General features: G+C 70.2%; 12 protein-coding genes and 1 pseudogene. 9 read left to right on the top strand and 4 right to left on the bottom strand.

Annotation, left to right across the window (positions count from 1 at the left end; translation table 11 throughout):
* Window positions 1–3: 3 nt before the first annotated feature.
* A complete protein-coding gene (locus ACZ5ID_RS35325) occupies window positions 4–1,083 on the top strand; it encodes a hypothetical protein (RefSeq protein ID WP_468906451.1) in 1,080 nt (359 codons plus the stop codon).
* 414 nt (window positions 1,084–1,497) lie between these two features.
* On the opposite strand, the gene ACZ5ID_RS35330 is transcribed toward ACZ5ID_RS35325, so the two are convergent.
* The 3 genes and pseudogenes from ACZ5ID_RS35330 to ACZ5ID_RS35340 form a co-directional block, all read right to left on the bottom strand.
* A complete protein-coding gene (locus ACZ5ID_RS35330) occupies window positions 1,498–1,746 on the bottom strand; it encodes a hypothetical protein (protein ID WP_468906454.1) in 249 nt (82 codons plus the stop codon).
* Between the two features lie 61 nt (window positions 1,747–1,807).
* Window positions 1,808–2,116: a polymorphic toxin type 17 domain-containing protein gene (locus tag ACZ5ID_RS35335; RefSeq protein ID WP_468906480.1), complete on the bottom strand. Its 309-nt coding sequence runs from the start codon at window positions 2,114–2,116 to the stop codon at window positions 1,808–1,810.
* A pseudogene (locus ACZ5ID_RS35340) lies at window positions 2,108–2,314 on the bottom strand (RHS repeat-associated core domain-containing protein); the annotation flags it as partial. The gene ACZ5ID_RS35335 and the pseudogene ACZ5ID_RS35340, both read right to left, overlap by 9 nt.
* A 771-nt stretch (window positions 2,315–3,085) precedes the next feature.
* Between ACZ5ID_RS35340 and ACZ5ID_RS35345 the strand changes: the two are divergent.
* From ACZ5ID_RS35345 to ACZ5ID_RS35380, 8 genes are all read left to right on the top strand, one after another.
* The gene (locus tag ACZ5ID_RS35345; protein ID WP_468906457.1) at window positions 3,086–4,663 is read left to right on the top strand and encodes an AbfB domain-containing protein; all 1,578 of its coding nucleotides are present in this window, start codon (window positions 3,086–3,088) and stop codon (window positions 4,661–4,663) included.
* 53 nt (window positions 4,664–4,716) lie between these two features.
* On the top strand, window positions 4,717–5,274 hold the full coding sequence (locus ACZ5ID_RS35350) for an RICIN domain-containing protein (protein ID WP_468906460.1): 558 nt from the start codon (window positions 4,717–4,719) through the stop codon (window positions 5,272–5,274).
* Between the two features lie 173 nt (window positions 5,275–5,447).
* Window positions 5,448–6,065 (top strand): RICIN domain-containing protein, encoded by a 618-nt coding sequence (locus ACZ5ID_RS35355; protein ID WP_468906463.1) that lies wholly within the window; start codon window positions 5,448–5,450, stop codon window positions 6,063–6,065.
* The gene (locus tag ACZ5ID_RS35360) at window positions 6,062–7,189 is read left to right on the top strand and encodes a hypothetical protein (RefSeq protein WP_468906465.1); all 1,128 of its coding nucleotides are present in this window, start codon (window positions 6,062–6,064) and stop codon (window positions 7,187–7,189) included. The genes ACZ5ID_RS35355 and ACZ5ID_RS35360 overlap by 4 nt, the downstream gene beginning before the upstream one ends.
* Before the next feature lie 219 nt (window positions 7,190–7,408).
* Window positions 7,409–11,389 (top strand): hypothetical protein, encoded by a 3,981-nt coding sequence (locus tag ACZ5ID_RS35365; RefSeq protein ID WP_468906467.1) that lies wholly within the window; start codon window positions 7,409–7,411, stop codon window positions 11,387–11,389.
* Window positions 11,390–11,474: 85 nt separating this feature from the next.
* Window positions 11,475–12,212 (top strand): barstar family protein, encoded by a 738-nt coding sequence (locus ACZ5ID_RS35370; RefSeq protein WP_468906469.1) that lies wholly within the window; start codon window positions 11,475–11,477, stop codon window positions 12,210–12,212.
* 434 nt (window positions 12,213–12,646) lie between these two features.
* Window positions 12,647–14,020 carry a hypothetical protein gene (locus ACZ5ID_RS35375; protein ID WP_468906472.1) on the top strand — a complete coding sequence of 458 codons (1,374 nt, stop codon included), beginning with the start codon at window positions 12,647–12,649 and terminating at the stop codon, window positions 14,018–14,020.
* Window positions 14,021–14,298: 278 nt separating this feature from the next.
* On the top strand, window positions 14,299–16,293 hold the full coding sequence (locus ACZ5ID_RS35380; protein ID WP_468906474.1) for a hypothetical protein: 1,995 nt from the start codon (window positions 14,299–14,301) through the stop codon (window positions 16,291–16,293).
* Between the two features lie 423 nt (window positions 16,294–16,716).
* On the opposite strand, the gene ACZ5ID_RS35385 is transcribed toward ACZ5ID_RS35380, so the two are convergent.
* Complete coding sequence (locus ACZ5ID_RS35385) at window positions 16,717–17,121, bottom strand: hypothetical protein (protein ID WP_468906477.1); 405 nt, start codon at window positions 17,119–17,121, stop codon at window positions 16,717–16,719.
* Window positions 17,122–17,492 lie beyond the last annotated feature (371 nt).

Genomic DNA, 17,492 nt, shown 5'->3' on the forward strand with positions numbered 1-17,492 from the left:
GGCATGGAGTCAGAGGCGACGGGCATGGACACCGAGGTGACGACGGCCGCGCCGCGGCAGGGGAAGAGCCGCCGGGTGCCGGTGAAGGCACTCGCCCTGGCCGCAGCCCTCGTCATCCTCGGCGGGGCGGCGGCCACCTGGGCCCTGACCCGCGACGACGGTGGCGGGCAGCCGTCCTGCGCCACCGTCGGGGGGAACACCCGGATCCGCGAGGACCTGGCGCCGGCGGACCCGGAGGGGATGGGCTGTACGGAGCTGGCAGCCGCGCTGAAGAGGGCGGCGGCCTCGGACGGCTCCGGCCGCCACACCCTCGCCCAGGCCGGGGTGATGCGCGACCTCGTCAACACGCTCGCGGACGACTTCCGGGACCGCTCCAGGGTGGACATCGCCCCGCCCCTGCGAAAGCCGGTCGCCCAGCTGCTGGCCGACTACGCCACGGACGTCCACACCATGCTCGTGCACTACTCCGAGTCGAGGGACTACCTCAGACACGCGGGGCCGGACGGCGGGCCGTGGCGCGACGACCGGGGGGTCGTCCGCATGCCGGTGGAGAACCAGTCGCTCATCCTGGTCATGAGGGCGGTCTCCGACGACCCCGCCGCGTACGCGACGCTCCGCAGGGCCGGGACCGCACGCTCGGCGGAGGATCTGGCGCAGATCACCAAGACCTCGGCCGGAGTCTCCGTGTCCGTTCCGGTCAGCTCCACCGCCACCGCTCTGGGGCTGCTCGACGCCATCGCGGACGAGGTCCTCGCCTCGCGCTCCACGAGCGCGGCGGCCAGGTGGAAGGCGGACGTGGTCAAGGGCCTGGCGGAGGGGGGCGGCGAGGTGCCGCCGTTCTCCTCCGACCCCGCCGGGTACCTAGCCCGCACCTGGGAGCGGGGCGTCGCCGGCGGCGGCTATCCGGCTCTGCGCGGGCAGACGCGGGACATGGTCGGCATTCTCGTGAAGGCGAGTGGCCGCACGGCGGCGTCCGTCGCACAGCCGCTCCGGCAGGCCGTGGCCTCCGGCCGGGTCGGGCGGGACTGGTTGGACGAAGCACTGATCAACACAGGCTCGGCTCCCAGAAGTCCCCGCACGTAGAGGCCCGGCGGCGCCGCCGTCCGGTGCCGCTGACGGAGGGCGCCGCCTCACCGTCCGGCGCCGCTTTACCTTCTGGCGGCGCCGGCCGCGCGCTTCTCGCCGCACTCCGTTGCCGAACGGCGGCCAGGAGACAGCAGGGGGACGCTGTGCTGGCGGGGATGGTGCGCCGTTGCCGACGCGTCGCCGCGCGCGGTGAGCGGGCAGTCCCGAGGCGACGTAGCCGTGCGCTACCCGCAGGCCGGCCCCACGGCCCTGCCACCAGGACGCCCACTCATCCGGCCTCCGCCGTCCCCGACGGCTCTCCCCAGCTCGCCTGGAGATCGCCCAAGCCCGCGAGCGCCAAGCTCGCGAGCCCCGGAGCCCGCGCGCACCGGCGCAGCCGAGGTTCCCTTGGCCGCGACTCGGTGATCCGGGTCAGTAGTAGTCCTCGTGCTTGCGGTCCCGTCCCGTCGGGGTCAGTTCATGGCGTTCGAACTGCACCGTGTAGTCGTAGTCGTCCACCATGACCGCGTAGGCGGGCGGGACCTCGGAGTCCTTCGGCTCGGTGATGCCGAGGATCGCGCCGAGGCGGCCCGCCAGTTCCGGGCGGCGCGGGGAGTCGGTGATGCGCACTTCGGCGTAGAAGTGGAACGCGTCTTCTGCGGTCTGCTCCATGGCGGTCATTGCGTTTCCTGCTGTCTGGGCGCCCGTTCCTGCTGTCCGGGCGCCTGCGCCGTCCACTGTCTCATTTGTGTGTGATCTCCCCGTCGAGGGATACGTTCAGATGGCTGCCGTCCCGGCTCAGCCAGCCGAGCTGGGCCTTGCCCTTCTTGCTCAGCTGCACGTCCCACTCGAACGGCCGGCCCGCCGTGCGCGACGGTCCCTTGATCCATTCATTACCGAAGCGGTCGATGTAGCCCTTCCGCGTTCCCCGCGGCAGGCCCGAGTTCACGTTGACGTCCTGCGACGGTACGAACCGGATGCGCCCGGAGTCGGCAGCTGGGCTTCCTTGATGAGCCCCTTCACTCCGGTCGGGCGGCTTCTGCGTTGGCACCGGCTCGTCACACGTCTTCAGCCCCAGCGGGTCGATCATCGACAGCGGCGTGTCCACGTACCCGTGGTGGTTGGGCGCCGGATCGAGGCCGAGGGGGTCCGCCGACAGATAGCGGGCGGTCTCCGGGTCGTAGTAGCGGAAGTAGTTGTAGTGCAGGCCGGTTTCGGGGTCGGCGTACTGGCCGGGGAAGCGCACTGGGTGAAGGTGTAGGTGGTGCCGTCTGGAGTGGTGCGGGTGGCCGGGACGTCGAAGTGACCTACCGTGTGGTGGGTGGTGTGGCCGGCCTGGTCGGTGTGGGTGAGCGGGTTGCCCTCGGAGTCCCAGGTCCAGGACTCCGTGGTGCCGTCGGGGTGCTCGCGGCGGGCCGGTCTGCCCTCGGTGGCCCAGGTGGTGCACGTGGTGTGGCCCAGGGGGTCGGTGGTCGAGGTCAGTGGCCCAGCTCGTCGTACGCGTGGCTGGTCCGGGCGCCGTTGACGTCGGGCACCAGGCCCGCACCCAGTGACGGCCTGACAGTCGGGCCAAGTTCTGAGGGCCTGCGCCTGAAGCGAAGGCCCTCGTGCACGGTTCGACGCCGTAGGCGTGCGGTGGCGCGTCACGGGGGATTGAGGCACGTTCATCCGGTGCACAGGCCGCCTTGAGTTGCGCTGGTCCGACCCGTGCCGACGTCTCCTTGGGCTTCTGGGTGCAGCGCACGCCGAGTTCCCGCAGTCGGTCGAACTCGGCTCGTCCACGGCCAAGGAGACGGCCGGGGTGCTGTAGCGGCGCATCCGCTTATACCCGGCATGAGTAAAAGACAGGCCAAGCCCATCCCATCGAGTTGCAAAAGCAAATCAATTTTTGGGTGTGCTGGACGAGATCATATCCCTCTAGTCCGGTTTGACTCCTATCGGGTGACTCTTCAAGACTTCGCCTTCATCTCCCCTTTACTTACGGGGGCATTACGTGATGAAAAGGGCTAGCCGAACCAGCATGGACAAGCAAGACATCACCCCTGCGCGCATGCGCCGGGTCATCACCCGCGGCGTCGTCACCACCACCGCTCTGGCCGCCGTCGCCGGTGTGGCCGCGCCGGGCATCGCCATAGCCAGGCCCGCGCAGGCCGTGGCTGCGGCCTCGGCCGTCGGCACCGACGAGAAGCAGCGCGTGGAGGCGGCTGCGGTCGTCGGCCTGGACGCCACCTGGGACGTGCTCCAGCGCGGTGACCTGGACTTCATCCAGGAGCTGTGGCGCAAGGCCCGCGAGGGCGGCGAGAAGTACGAAGCGGTGCGGATGGCGGCCGAGGAGGCCATGCTCAACCCCGACGCGGAGGCCCATGTACGGTTCATCGCCAGCGGTATCCACGAGGCGTACGCGACCGACAAGAAGCGCGAGCAGGAGCGCGAGGCCGCGGCCCGTGCCGACCGTTTCGCCAAGTCGCAGGCGCTGATCGCGGTGGGCATCCCCAACAGCCCCGACCTGCTGGCGCTGAGCGACGACAACTTCGTCCGCGCCATCATGAAGCACGCTGCCTCCGGTCCTCAGGTCAAGGCCGCCGCCGCGGCGGCGCTCGCCGGTGACACGGCCGCCTGGCGCGAGTTCATCACCAACGGCGCCCGCGAGGCCCACCAGCGCGACGTGGCGGCCGAGCTCAAGGAGCTGGAGGAGAAGAACCGCGAGGAGGCCCGGCGTCAGCAGGAGCTGGCCGCGCGCAAGGCCACCGCCGCGCTGTTCAACCTCACGCCCTCCGAGGCCATGCTCGGGCTCAGTGACGACAACTTCATCCGCGAGCTGCTGCGCCAGGCCGTCGCCGCCAACGGCCCCGAGCTGTACGCGTCCGCGCAGAAGGCGGCGCTGAGCCAGAGCGCCGCCGACTGGAGCGAGTTCATCCACACCGGCGCGGAGAAGGCGTACAAGACCGACGCGGAGAACCGGCGCAAGCAGGTAGCCGAGGCCAACAAGCTGCGTCTGAAGCAGATAGCGGCAGCCCTGGCGAAGACCGGGGTCAACCCCTGGTTCGTCACCAAGGCCGACAAGGCGCTGATCGGTACGGACGAGGAGGTCGTCGACTTCCTCAAGGAAACGAACCAGTACCGCGCGATGCGCCAGTCGCTCCAGCCCGCCACCGGCAAGCCGGCCGGCTTCTTCGTCCGGCAGTCGAAGGTGGACGCCGGCGAGGCCTTCGTCGCGCCCGTTGCCGCCAACGGCAAGCAGTCCGACCGCGAGGACGCCACCTGGGTCGTCGTGCCGTCCCTGGCCAAGAAGGCCGACTGCTACTCCTTCGAGTCGGCCCGCGACCGCGGCTCCTACCTGACGCTGAAGGGCCAGCGGGTCGTCGCCGCCGCGCACGACGGCAGCGACGGCTCGGCCCAGGCCGCCACCTGGTGCGCCCGCCCGGGCCTCTCCGGCTCGGGCAAGTCCTTCGAGTCGGCGAGCCAGCCGGGGCGCTGGCTGCGCCACTTCGCCGGTGATGTCTACGCCGCCGGCAAGGAAGGCAAGAACCGCTTCGACGGCGGCAAGGACTTCGCCCAGGACGCCAGCTGGAAGCTGGCCGCCCCGCTCGCGCCCTGATCCGGCCCGACCGGCTCCACTCCTTCGCAGACCTGAACAGAACGGAACACCCGATGTCCCGGATCATCCGAGCCGCGCTGGCCGCCACCGCCGGCCTGGCAGCCCTGGCGGCCACCGTCACCGCCGTCCATGCGGACGACACCACCACGAACAACGCCGCCCCCGAGGTGGCCACCGTGCAGTTGCAGGCGGCGCACAGCGGCAAGTGCCTGACCATCGACAAGGCCAGCCTGCGCAACGGAGCCAACGCGGTGCAGAGCACCTGCGCCGACGGCGCCGACAACCAGCTCTTCGAGATGGCCCCGGTCGGCGACGGCACGCTCGAGCTGCGGCCCGCGCACAGCGGCAAGTGCCTCGAAGTGGAGAACAGCGGCACCACCGGCGGTTCCAACATCCAGCAGTGGTGGTGCAGCGGCGGCGCCAACATGCGCTGGCGTCCGTTCCTGGTGGATGTCGCCAAGGACCTGTACGAGCTGCGTCCCGCACACACGACCGCGGCCCGCTGCCTCGAAATCAAGAGCGGCGCCACCACCGACGGCGCGAACGCACAGCTGTACTACTGCAACGGCAGCGCGGCCCAGCAGTGGCAGATCAAGCCGGCCAAGGCCTGACAACCGGTCCTCGTACCGGACCCGGCACCGGCGTCCGCCCGGACCACCACCGGTCCTCGCAGCGGACCTGGCACCGGCATCCCCCCGGACCACAATCGGTCCGCACCGGACCCGGCACCGGCATCCGCCCGAGCCTGAGCACCCCCCACCCCCGAGAGGAAACCCACCACCCCATGTCCCGGATCATCCGTGCCACGCTGGCCCTGACCGCCAGTGTCGCCGCCCTGGCCGGCACCGCGACCACCGTCCATGCCGACGCGGCCGAAGACGCGGCCAAGGCCGCACGGGAAGCGGCCAACACGGCACGCGCGAGCGTCGACGAGGCGGCAGCGCGGGCCAAGCTGCCCGAGACGATCGTCCAGCTCCAGGTGGCCTCCAGCGGCAAGTGCCTGGAAATCAACAACGGCGCTGTCAACGACGGCCTGCCGGCCCAGCAGTGGGACTGCAACACCGCCGTCGTCGCCCAGCACTGGCGCATGGTCCCGAAGGGAGGCGCCTCCTACGAGCTGCGGACCGTCACCGGCAACAAGTGCCTCGAGGTCGAGAACAGCGGCACCAAGGCCGGCGCGGCCGTCCAGCAGTGGACGTGCGGCAGCGGCGCGCAGATGCGCTGGCGGATCGTGCTCGTCGACCCGGTGAGGAAGCTCTTCCAGGTGCGTCCCACCCACACCGAGGACCGCTGCCTGGACATCGTCAGCGCCAAGGCGGAGAACGGCGTCAAGGCCCAGTCCTGGTACTGCAACCAGTCCGACGCCCAGCTGTGGCAGATCAAGCCGGTCAAGACCAAGTGAGGCGGGCAACGAGGCGCCAGGGGTGGGCCGCGCAGGCCACGGCCATAGCCCTGCTGGCCGGCGGGGGCGTCCTGGCGGCGGGAACGGCACCGGCGTGGGCCGACGCGCCGCGGTCCGCCACCGCGTCTGCCGCCACGGCGGAGCAGCCGGCCGACCCGGCGGCGGCGATGAAGGCCGCCGCCGCCGCGAGCGCGCGCGACTACGTCCACTCGATCGCCGTCTCCAAGCTGCCCGCCGAGCTGCGCGTCTCCGCGTGGAACGCGCTCCGCAGCACCCGTGGCGACGACGCGATCGCCGAGTGGATGGCTCCCGGCGGCGGTTACGCGTACACCAAGCAGCGCCTGAAGGACTCCCGGACACAGAACCGCGGTTTCTGCGAGCGGGTCGTGGCCACGCACACCGCGCAGTTCTCCCCGGCGGTCCGCGCCGCGGCCGAGAAGGCGCTCAAGGGCTCGGACGCCGACCGCGCCGCCTTCGTGAAGTCCGGTTACGCGCAGGCCCAGAAGCGTGATCGCGAAGCCCGCGCGGCCGACGTCCAGCACCGGCTGGACGTATCCGCCGCGGACCGGGAGTTCGTGGCCGCACTCGCCCAGCACGCCCCGGGCGAGCAGGTGCGGGTCGCCGCGCAGTGGGCACTGCGACCGGGTGCCACCGATGCAGACATCGCCGAGTTCTACGGGTACGGCTGGGCCACCGGGGGATCCTTGGACCTGGAGGCGTACCGGCTGCACGTGTCCGACGCCGAGACGGCCCGGCGCGCCGCGCTCTCGCAGCTGATCGCGAAGGCATCGGCCGCCGAAGAGGCGGTCAAGGGCGCCGCCGACGCCGCGAAGGCCCGCGCCGAGGCGGAAGCCGCCTGGAAGGCGGTGTCCGAGCACGCCGGCGCGGCGCAGAAGGCGTGGCTGGCCGAGCAGGAGGCCGCGGCTGCGCAGGCGGAGAACTGGCGCGGTATCGCCCAGGCCGCCAAGGAGTCCGCGAACGAGCTCTGGAAGGGCATCGGCGATCCCGCCGACGCCAACCAGACGTCCTGGGCCGAGGAGCAGGCGGGTGCAACCGCGTCGGCCGGCTTCTGGAAGGACATGTTCGAGCGGGCCCGGGACGCGGAGAACCGCGTCAAGGGCTGACATCCGGATCCGTCTCGGGTGCCGGCCGGTGTGACCAGCCGGACGGCACCCGCAGGCGTGACGCGTCCAGCGGGCTCCTGTCTCGGCGCGCGTTTCGCCTGCTTCCCGCGCGTGTCCTTGGTGCGCTGCGTTTTCTCTGTCCTCCCTGCTCCTCCGTGCGGTGACGCCGGGGGCAGGGAGTGCTTTCTGTTTCCATAATTGAGGGGGATTCATCCCGTGATGGGTAAATTCCGGCCGAGGGCCGGACGTATACGCGGCCGGGCAGCCGCAGCAGCGTCGGGGGCACTGTCCGCGACCCTGGTGCTGGCGATCCTGGGCGGCTCGACCGCCGAGGCAACCGCCGCCACGACCGCCCGCGCCGAGCAGACGTCGCACACCAACACCCTGGCGGCACTGGACCGTGCGGCTGCGGCCCTGCCGAAGGCCGCCGCCGCACCGCCGCCCGCCCCGCGCTCCGAGCTGGACAAGGTCAGCGCCGAGCGTGACCGCCAACTCGTTGAGGACTACGCGGAGTTCGACGAGGAGGACGAGGTCCGCGAAGCCGCGAAGAAGGCGCTGGAGAGCAGCGACCCGAACGCGATCAAGGACTTCCTGGAGCACGGCGAGGCCGAGGCCCGCCAGCGCGCCAAGGACAAGCGTGACGGCACGGACGTCAAGAACCGCCAGCAGATCGAGGCGCTGCGGGGCACCGGTGGTCCGGTGTTCAACGCCGAGGTCGAGCGGGTCCTGAAGTCCGACACCAAGGCCCGGGCCGACTTCCTGGCGTTCGGCGCGGACATCGCCCGCGCGCAGGACAAGAAGAACGAGCAGAGCGCCAAGGAGCGCGCTGCGGAGCTGCGCAAGCGCGTCGAGATGCTGGTCGCCTCCGGCGGCCCCGAGGTCAAGAAGGCCGCCGCGGCTGCCCTGGCCACGAACGATGACAAGGTCATCGCCGCCTTCCTCGAAAAGGGCTACCAGATCGCGTCCCAGAAGGACGCGGATGACCGGGCGGCCCACGAGAAGGCGCTCAAGGAGGCCCAGGAGGCCGCGGACAAGCTCCGTGAGTTGGCCGAGAAGGCCGCCCGCGCCGCAGAGGCCCGCACCAAGCTCATCACCGCCCACGGCAACGCGGTCAAGGCGCTCAAGGAAGCGTCCAACGCGATGACTTCCGCGGCCGGACAGGCACGCCAGGCTGACCGCATGCTGTCCGCGGACCGCGCGGGCAAGACCCTGTCCTCGTACGAGAGTGTCAAGGCCGAGGCCGTCCGCCAGGTCGGCATCGCCGATGGCGCGGCGAAGGCTGCCCAGGTCGCGGCGGCGCAGGCCAAGGTCCAGGCCGACGTTCTGGTCGAGACCGGCTTGACCTACGGGACACAGTGGTCCGACGTCGCGGCCGGCATCGCCGCGGCTGCGGACGCGGCCGTCAAGGCGAGCCAGACCGCTCAGCACGCCATCGACGCCACCGAGGCAGACGCCAAGGGCCTCAACGCCAAGAACCAGGCCGAGCTGCACGAGCAGCAGGCCAAGCAGTGGCGCGCCAACGCCGAGCAGCACGCCCAGGCCGCCGCTGCTCTGGCCGACGCCGCCGCCAAGCAGGCCAAGATCGCAGCGGATGCGGCAGCCCGCGCCAAGACGGCCCGTATCGCAGCCGAGAAGGCCGAGAAGGAGGCCTGGGAGCACGCCAAGAAGACCCGCGAGGCCCGCGTCGAGGCTCAGCGCCAGGCGAAGATCGCGGCCGAGCAGCGCGTGATCGCCGAGCGTGAGCGGGATCTGGCAGCGGCGGCGCGGGTCCGCGCCGAGAAGGAACGGGACATCGCTGCCGCTGCTAGAGCCCGCGCCGAGGCCGAGGCGCGCACCGCGTCGGCGGCCCGCGCGGACGCGCAGGCGGCAGCGGCCACTGCGGCGTCGGCCCGGGCGGATGCCGAGAAGCAGGAAGGCATCGCGTCCAAGGCCGACGAGAACGCGCGCGGCATGGAAAACGCCTCCCGCGAGGCGTGGCGCAAGTCGCGCGAAGCCCGGATGGACGCCGACACCAAGGCGTCGCGTGCACAGGCCACCGCATCGATGGCCGCCGCCGCCAAGGGCACCGCGTACTCCGTCGAGGCCCAGACCGCGGCGACCACCGCCCGCGCCGACGCCGACACCGCGAACGCCGCGGCCGGCCAGGCACAGACTGCCGCCGACACCGCCAGTGGCGCGGCGATCCGGGCACGTACCGCCGCTACCCAGGCCGCCGGTGCGGCTGCCCGCGCACGGGCAGCGGCAGCAGAGGCCACCGCGCACGCGGCGCGCGCCAACGCCGCGGCGAACAAGGCGGAGGCGGCGGCTGCCGCCGCCAACGCTGCCGCGAACCGCGCCGAGGCCGAGGCAGCCGCTACTCACGCCGCCGCGCTGCGCGCCAACACCCAGGCCGCCGAGGCCACCGCTCAGGAAGCCCGGGCCGGAGTCGCGGCCCACGAGGCCGCACGGCTGGCCGGACTGGCCGCCGTTGAGGCCAACAACGCCCTCCAGGCTGCGAACAGCACCAAGGCCGAGGCCGAGGGAGCGGTCCGCGAGGCCGCGATGGCCCGGCTCCAGTCCGCTGTCGCCGTCCAGGCGTCCAACGCCGCCCGCACCACCGCGGCGGGCATCGCCGACCCGGCCAACACCGCGATCGAGCTGACCGCACCGTTCTCCGGCAAGGACATCGACGCGGACTTCGCCGCCGCGGTGGCCGCCGCAGCCCAGGAGATGGGCGAGGAGCAGGTCGCCTCGGCCGAGACCAAGGCAGCCGAAGCCGTGAAGGCGGCGGAGGCGGCAGAGGCCGCCGCGAAGCGCGCCAACGCCCAGGTCGCCCCGGCCTTCAAGGCCGCAGCCGACGCCGCCCGTTCGTCCGCGAACGCCGCCCGCTCCACCGCGGCGGCGATGAAGTCGGCGGCCGAGGCCGCGGCGGACGGCGCCCTGGCCCGGGCCGCAGCCGCCCGCGCCAACCAGGCCGACGCCCAGGCCCAGCAGGACGCCAAGGACGCCCGGGCAGCGGCCAACCAGGCTTATGCGGACGCCAACGCCGCCCGCCAGGCCGCCAACCAGGCCGAAGCCGAAGCCGCCCGCGCCCGCGGCGCCGCCGCGGAAGCCGAGCAGCACGCCGCCGCGGCCGCCGGTGCCGCCGACCTCGCCGAGAAGGAAGCGGCCACCGCACAGAGCGCCGCGACCCAGGCAAAGCAGGACGCCGAGGACGCGGGAAAGCTGGCCGAGTCCGCCGAAGGCCACGCCAAGTCGGCGAAGGAAGCGGCCGACAACGCGCTGAAGTACGCCAAGGAGGCCGACGAGGTCGCCAAGAAGGCGGAAGCGGAGCAGGAAGAGAGGGAGCGCAAGGCCCGAGAGGAAGCCGCCAAGGAGGCCAGCGCCAAGGGTGACCTCCTGGAGCTGACGGATGAGCAGAAGAAGGCGCTGAGAGGCGCAAATCTGGACCCGGACGAGTACGAGAGGCTGCGCGAGCTCGCGAACAAGAGCTTCGCCGACTTCGTCATCGAAATCGGTGGTGAACTCCTCAACGAGTACTTCGATATCGACGACATCCAGAAGTGCGTCAGCGAGCACAACGTCGAAGCCTGCTTCTGGAGCCTGGTCAACAACCTCCCGTGGACCAAGATGGGCCAAGCCGCCACAAAGTTCCCGGAGATCCTAAAATCCGCCAAGCGTCTTGCTGGAATCGGCAAGCTCCTCGACGAATCGGCCAAGGCGAAGAAGTACGTCAAGAAGGTCGAGGAGGTGTTCGACAAGGTTGTTTCGTGCGAGGTGGAGGTCGAGCCCAGCAGCTTCAGTAACTCCTCCCGTGTGCCCCGTTCGGTCAACCTCCAGCAGGTCTACTTCACGCTGGCCGCCGGAAAGCCGAAACCGGAGCGTAAGTGTCCGAAGCTGTCTGACAGGAACCCGATCCCGAGCAAGCAGCTGCGGCAGGAGTACGAGGAGGTCCTCGCCGGACGAGGAACGCCGCGGCCCGGTAATGGACCCGGAGGACTGGACATCTACCAGGCGAATGAGCTGGAGCCCGCCCAGCAGGCGAAGTGGAAGGGCTCGGTGATCTACGACGTGCCGGGTACCAGTCACCGCATCATCAAGCGGCCCGACGGGTTGATCGGATTTGCTTGGGAGCACGACTACGCCAACCCCAGGCTCTTCCCGGGCCCCTGGTACAAGGACGGCGGAAAGGTCCCGAACCTCAAGCCGCGTAAGCCCTAGAAACCAGAATGGCCAGCAGGGTGCGATGATAGGACGCACCCTGCTGGCTCGCTTGTCGAAATATTGAATCCCATGGTGGTCTCGAATGAGTGAAATATGCCAAGAAGGCGTCTATTCTTTGTACTCGGTAGATGAAGAGAGGGAACTGTTCATCGCCGGCGATCTCGCCGACTTCTTCGTTGATTCGGACGAGCCCTGGCGAACTTTCCATGCACTACGGTACTCGGCAAGCAGTCGGGCGGCAGAAGGGGAAATCGAGCTCCTTGAAGTTCGGGTTCTCGACTCCCAGGGCGGGGTTCTCGGTGCATATTCCGTGAGCGACGTTCGCATCGAGGAAGTGAAACAGGCAGGCAGGCAGGCCCTGCAGCTCACGGGCTACCTTCTGAGCCATCCGCATCCTCAAGCGCCGGTCGCCTGGGACCGTTGGCGCGAATCGAGCGATCTCCGCAAGAACGCGTGGGTGGCACTCTCCCCCTCGGCGAGGGGAGCCTGGCTGGAGTGCGTGCGGCTTCATCACCACGCGACTGCCCGTCGCACCGAGGCGGATGTCTCCGGGGGCGTGTACGAGCTGGACGGGTGCAACATTACGGAATGGGCGGGTCTCTACTGCGCCATCGGCGAGGCGCTAGGTGGCCCGGGTGGATATTTTGGATCGACTCTGGATGCTTTTCGGGACTGCCTTAACGGGGGGTTCGGGCTGGCCGCGCCGTTTCAGGTGAACTGGCATTCGGTGCAAACGGCTCGCGCTCATCTCGGGGACGCGTACGTGGATGGCGTCGTGAAAACGATGCGCGCCGCCGGGGTCACCGTGGCCTTCTGCTGACCGGGCAGTGAACAGTCGGCGCAGAAGGGGCTCGTTCCTGCGGCGACGCGGCGGGCCTCGGCGGGCGGACTGATGCACGGACGGTGACGAACTCCTTCACCACCGAGGACGACAAGGACTTCACCCGGCCCGTTGGTACCACCGACCAGGCTCCCGCCACGTTGGAGGGTTACGCGGCTGGCTCAAGTAGCAGCATGGCGGGAGCCTCAAGGCGGCCTCGGAGATCGAGTTGCTGCTGCCCTTGACGACGGCGCCGCGCGGGTTGTGCCGAGCAGGCGCTCGGCGCTGCCAGAGCAGTGGGAGCGCGAGGCGGCCGAACGCGAGGAGTGGAAACGGGAAAGGCACGGGCTCAGTCCGCAGCCGGGGCGGTAATGCTCGACGGTGCTGTCCGTGGCCTGGACTAGGAGGGCGCGGCGGCGCCGTACGCCTGGTGCATGATCGACGACATCGAGCGCCAGCTCCAGGACGCCACCAGGGTCGCGGCGGCCGTGGTCGGGGTGCTGGACGACGCCCTGGGCGAGCTGAAGGCCGTACGGACGGACCTGGAGGGCGCGGTTCGCCGCGCCGGTGAGCGGGGTCTGCACATCGACGGCGACGGGGCCGTTTCACCGACGATGGTCCACGGCCAGTGCAAAGTCAACGAGAAGGGGTCCGACGACGCGAAGGCGATCGAGGCGGCCCAGCACGAGATCGTGGAGATCGTGAAGCGGGGCATCGCCGCCGACCAGGACCTCTCCTTCAGTCTCATGTCGGACATCGGGGTGGGCCTGTGGTTCAGCGCCAAGCCCCAGCACCAGAACATCGACACCACCAACACCATTGGGTACGAGGAGTGCAACGCCCTCAACCGCGCCATCCAGGGCAAGTCGCCCTACCGGTTGCCCGACAGCGACGACCCGTACGACCTGGGCTTCGGCCGGCTCCTGGGCGAGGGACCGCGTGAGCGGAACTACGAGGCGGGCGACAGGATGACCGAGCTGATCCGCTCCAGCGAAAGCATGAAGCAACTGCGTGCGGACACCCTCCAGGAGTGGCGCGCCCAGGGCAACGCCAAAGGGACGGTGCATTACTCGATCTCCGACGGCGGCAGGGCCGGCGCGCTGAAGAAGCTGGTCCTGCCGGACATCCCCGCCATCGTCACCGGGGACCCGGACCACATCGGCGAGGTCTTCGTCGGCTCCTACTCCCTCGACTACGACGTGCGGGGACAGGACCCCGACGGCTCCCTGGTCGTTCAGTACAAGCTGAAGAACGCCACCAGCAACGAATCGTTCCCGCACTACCTCGGACTACGATTGGCTCAAGAGAACGAACCGGGACGAGGGCGTCCTCTCCACCGTGCGTCAGGAGATCACCTGGACCGAACGCACCCCGGCTGGAGGAAAGACCTCCGAATGACCCGCACTCTGGGCGCGCTCGCGGGGGCCGCGACCCTCTGCCTGCTGGCGTTCGATCTCACCGGGTGCGGCTACGCGACCGGGAGTTGCACCCCGCCCGAGGCCTCGGCCGCGGACGGCAGCGACCTGGCCGGTACCTACTGGGGCAGGCACGCGGCGAAGGGTGTTCGTCTCACCCTGGCGCTCACCGCCGGCCGCAACGGCGGCACCCTCACCGTGGAGAACTGGCCCACCGGCGACTACTGCCGCTCGGAGCTGGGAGACACCTTCGAGGGCTCGGGTACCTGGGGGGCGACACCCGCTCGAACGCGGGCCACGGCCACCCCTGGTCCACCTCTCCTTCACCGCGCCACACGACTGGATGTCCGGCGACACGATCGACCGGCTCCCCGTCGCCATGGATCCGGCTAGGACAGTTCTCTACGAGAACGCCGATCCGGACGTCTGCCCCGACTTCTCTCTGGATCTGGCCAAGGCCGGCTGAGACAGCCGCGGTCCCGGCGACCGCTCCCCGCGACCACCGAACCAACCGGCGGGTCGGGCCGGACCGGTCGCCGAAACCGCCTTGGTACGTCCTGGGCGCCGCCCTCACCACCGACCTACCGGCCAGACCGGCCCCCTGCAGGGACCCGTTTGCGATGACAGGATGTCTGTCGGGGAGCCGCGTCGCAAGGTCCCGGGGGGTGTAAGTGGCAGGTATAGCGCTTGAGGCGCTGGACGATGTGCCGTGGGAGCAGCTGGAGTCGGCGCTTGAGCAGTACCCAGCCCAGGAGATGCGGCGAGCGCTGCGTCGCCTGGCCCTCAGGGGCGGTGCGGCGACCGAGGAAGACTGCTATCTCCTGTTCGACTGTTTCGCGTTGTGCACCGGGCGCGTGGCGTCCGTCTCAACCGCTGCGCTGCCGTTCGTCGTTGCACTCGCCGGCGATCCGGGCATGGGTGCCAGGGCCACGCTCGTTCAGCTACTGGTGAGCTTGTCCGAGGTGGCGGCCGAAGCCGATGCGGACCGGGTGGATGCGAGGTGGCAGGAGGCATGGCAGGGCCAGCGTCCCCGGATCCGGGCGCTGCTCGCGGACCCCGCGCCCGAGGTGCGCCGAGAAGCGCTGCCTCTCGGAGAGAGTGTCGGCGTGCTGCTGGAGCGGTGGCACGCCGAGACGGACCCTACGGTGCGGCTGCCTGTGCTGCTCGCGATGGGACGCGCCGCAGCACGTTCCGCTCAAGCCGGGCCGGTGGACCGGGTGCGGGCGGTGCTGGCCGAGGTGCTGCGTACGGGCACTCCCGTCTTGCGGGTCGCGGCCGTGCACGCCTGGGCCGCCTTCGATCCCCAGGCATCGGTCCGTGAGCTGAACCTGCTGGTTGGGGCCCTGTCCGACCCAGCCGTACGTCCACGGTTCGAGGAGATCTGGTACGTACCGGATACGGACAGTGCCTTCACGCGTGAGGAGGTCATCTCCTGGACGGCCCGGCTGTTCGAGGGTGCGCCGCGGACGGCACTCGCCTTCGTCGTCCGGCTCATCGGCGCGGCGCGCCGGAACGGGGACACCTTGCTGTGCTGCGCCGCGCTGGACGAGGGATGGAGGTTGTTGGTGGTCCGGCCGTCCGCGGCGTCATTGCTGTTGCCGCTGGCGGGCGCGTTGCTCGCCGAGCCCGACGACGGCGTAAGGTACCGGGCCGCCCACCTGTTGGCCGTGCTCGGTTCACGGGCGGCTCCGTACGCCGACGAGTTGGCCGCTCTCCTCGACGACCCGGGCGAGGCGGAGTTGCTTGAGGGCACCGTCGGTGACCACGCCCGCTGGGCGCTGACCCGCATCGGCGACGAGCGGGCCCTGCCGGGGCTGGTCGAGCGGCTGTGCGCGCCGTACCGGGCCGGGTACTCCCGCGGATACGTCGAGGGCGAGCCGCGCCTGCCGGAGGTCGAGGACGTGCTGATCCCGTTGCAGGCGCATGCGGAGGTCCTGCTGCCCGCAGTACGGAGGCTGCTCCGGGAGGACGGCGTGGGCGGCTCACTGACCTGCTGCTTCCTGGAAGTCCTCACAGCGTGGGGCCCGTCCGCGGCGCCCGCGCTGCCAGAAGTGGTGGCGCTGCTCGACGACGCCAGGTACTCGCTGCACGCAGTCGATGCGCTGGTGGCGATGGGAGCGGCTGCACGGTCTGCCGAGGCCGCCGTGCGCCGCTGCACGGTCCTCGATTTCCCCGGTAACCATCACAAGGTGGCGTGGGCAGCCTGGCGCCTGGGCGGCGATCGCGATGAGGCGCTGCAGTTCATCGGCGAGGCCGTGCTGACTGAACAGGAACCGTTCTACGGTCCCGTCGCCCTGCTCGGCGATTTCGGCCCGGCGGCCGCGCGCTACGCCGACCGGGTGCTGGATGTCATGGAGCACGGTGACAGCTGGCTACGGCTGCACGCGGCGGTGGCGCTGTGGTCGATCACTGGCGAGCCCGAGCCGACGGGATCCGTCATGGAGAAGTACCTCCTCCATTGCGCCGACGGGGGCGAGACCTACGGCTCCTTCCTCGTCGCGCTGCGCGCCCTCGCGAGGATCGGCACTGTCTCTCCGGCGGCGCGGGCGGCCCTGCGTACGGTGCAGGCATCTGACCGGTGGCTGTCGACGTACCGGGACTACCGGGCCCTCCTGCGGCACGAGGAGATCTGGTCCGCGATCGACGATGTCCTCGCCCTGCCGTGACGACGGGTCGACGCGCACGCGTGGATGCCTTCCAGGACGGCCGATGGTGTACTGGACTGAGACGACAGGCCGGTGCCGACGCGGCTGCAGTCGCCCTCGGCGCCGGGCTCTTCCTGAAGACCCGAAACCGCCGGACGCAGGCACACTGACGCAGGTGGCCCCGGAGCCCGTGGACCGGAGCGGCGCTCTGTCGCTCTGTCCGGTCCACGGGCTCCGGGGCCGCGCGTACTTCAGGAGTTCTGCGGGCCCTTATTCGCCCCTGACCGCTGTGCGCCGCCACCGGGATGCCGGTCCACCAGCAGCACTGCGCGACAGCGGAATCCCGCATGCCGCGCTTACCCCCGCCAGACCGCCCCGCCCGGCTGGAGGGCCCCGACCGCTCCGGGAACGTCGGCGGCACACCCAAGCCCCCGCCGAGGCTCCTCACTTTCCGGCGAGGCCGAGGGTGATCCCATCACGCAGATTGGACGGCGCTTGCGCCAGAACGCTTCCGTACTGCACACACAGTGATCGCGACTTCGCCGCCTGCGGGTTGCTGGCACAGCGAGTTTCCCGGTACCCGCTGAAGGCGTCGATCGTGATCTGGGCTTGTTCTCTCAAGGTAGGGAAGGCCTTGCTACCCCCGATGTCCTTGAGAGCGTCGCGGGCAACGGACTGGATCGACTCCCCTGCGTTGCGGCATTTATCGCTGAACAGTGTTCGGGCGGCCGGCGTACAGGGAGAGTGAACCCCTTCGCCGAAGCTGTTGTAGTAGTTGGTCAGCTCCTCGTTGACAGCGCTCTGTACCTGCTCGGCCTTCTTGCCCGCTTCCGAGATGGGCGTGTCCACGCTGGGCGGGTCGCTGAAAGGCGCCGATGATGAGGCCGACCGGCTTGGCGGGGAAGCGTCACAGCCGGTGACTGCCATGGCCGACAAGGAGAGTGCGAACGCGGTCAGGACTGCTTGAGCTGCGGTTCGGTGCCGTGAGCACACGGTCTCCATCACTTGGCTGTTCCTTCCACCTGATGCCTGCCTGATTGGTTGAGCCAGACCCGCAATGCTTGTGTGACTCGCGAAGATCCACAGCAGTCCGGCCTCATATGGCTCATTTCCCTCCCGGTACGGCTAGGCCGTTTCGTTCGGATCATCTGATCGTTGGTTCGGGTGTGCCTTTGACTGACGCGCAGTGGGCGCGGATTGAGCCGTTGCTCCCGGACCGG

The sequence above is a fragment of the Streptomyces sp. NPDC031670 genome, from assembly GCF_055580545.1.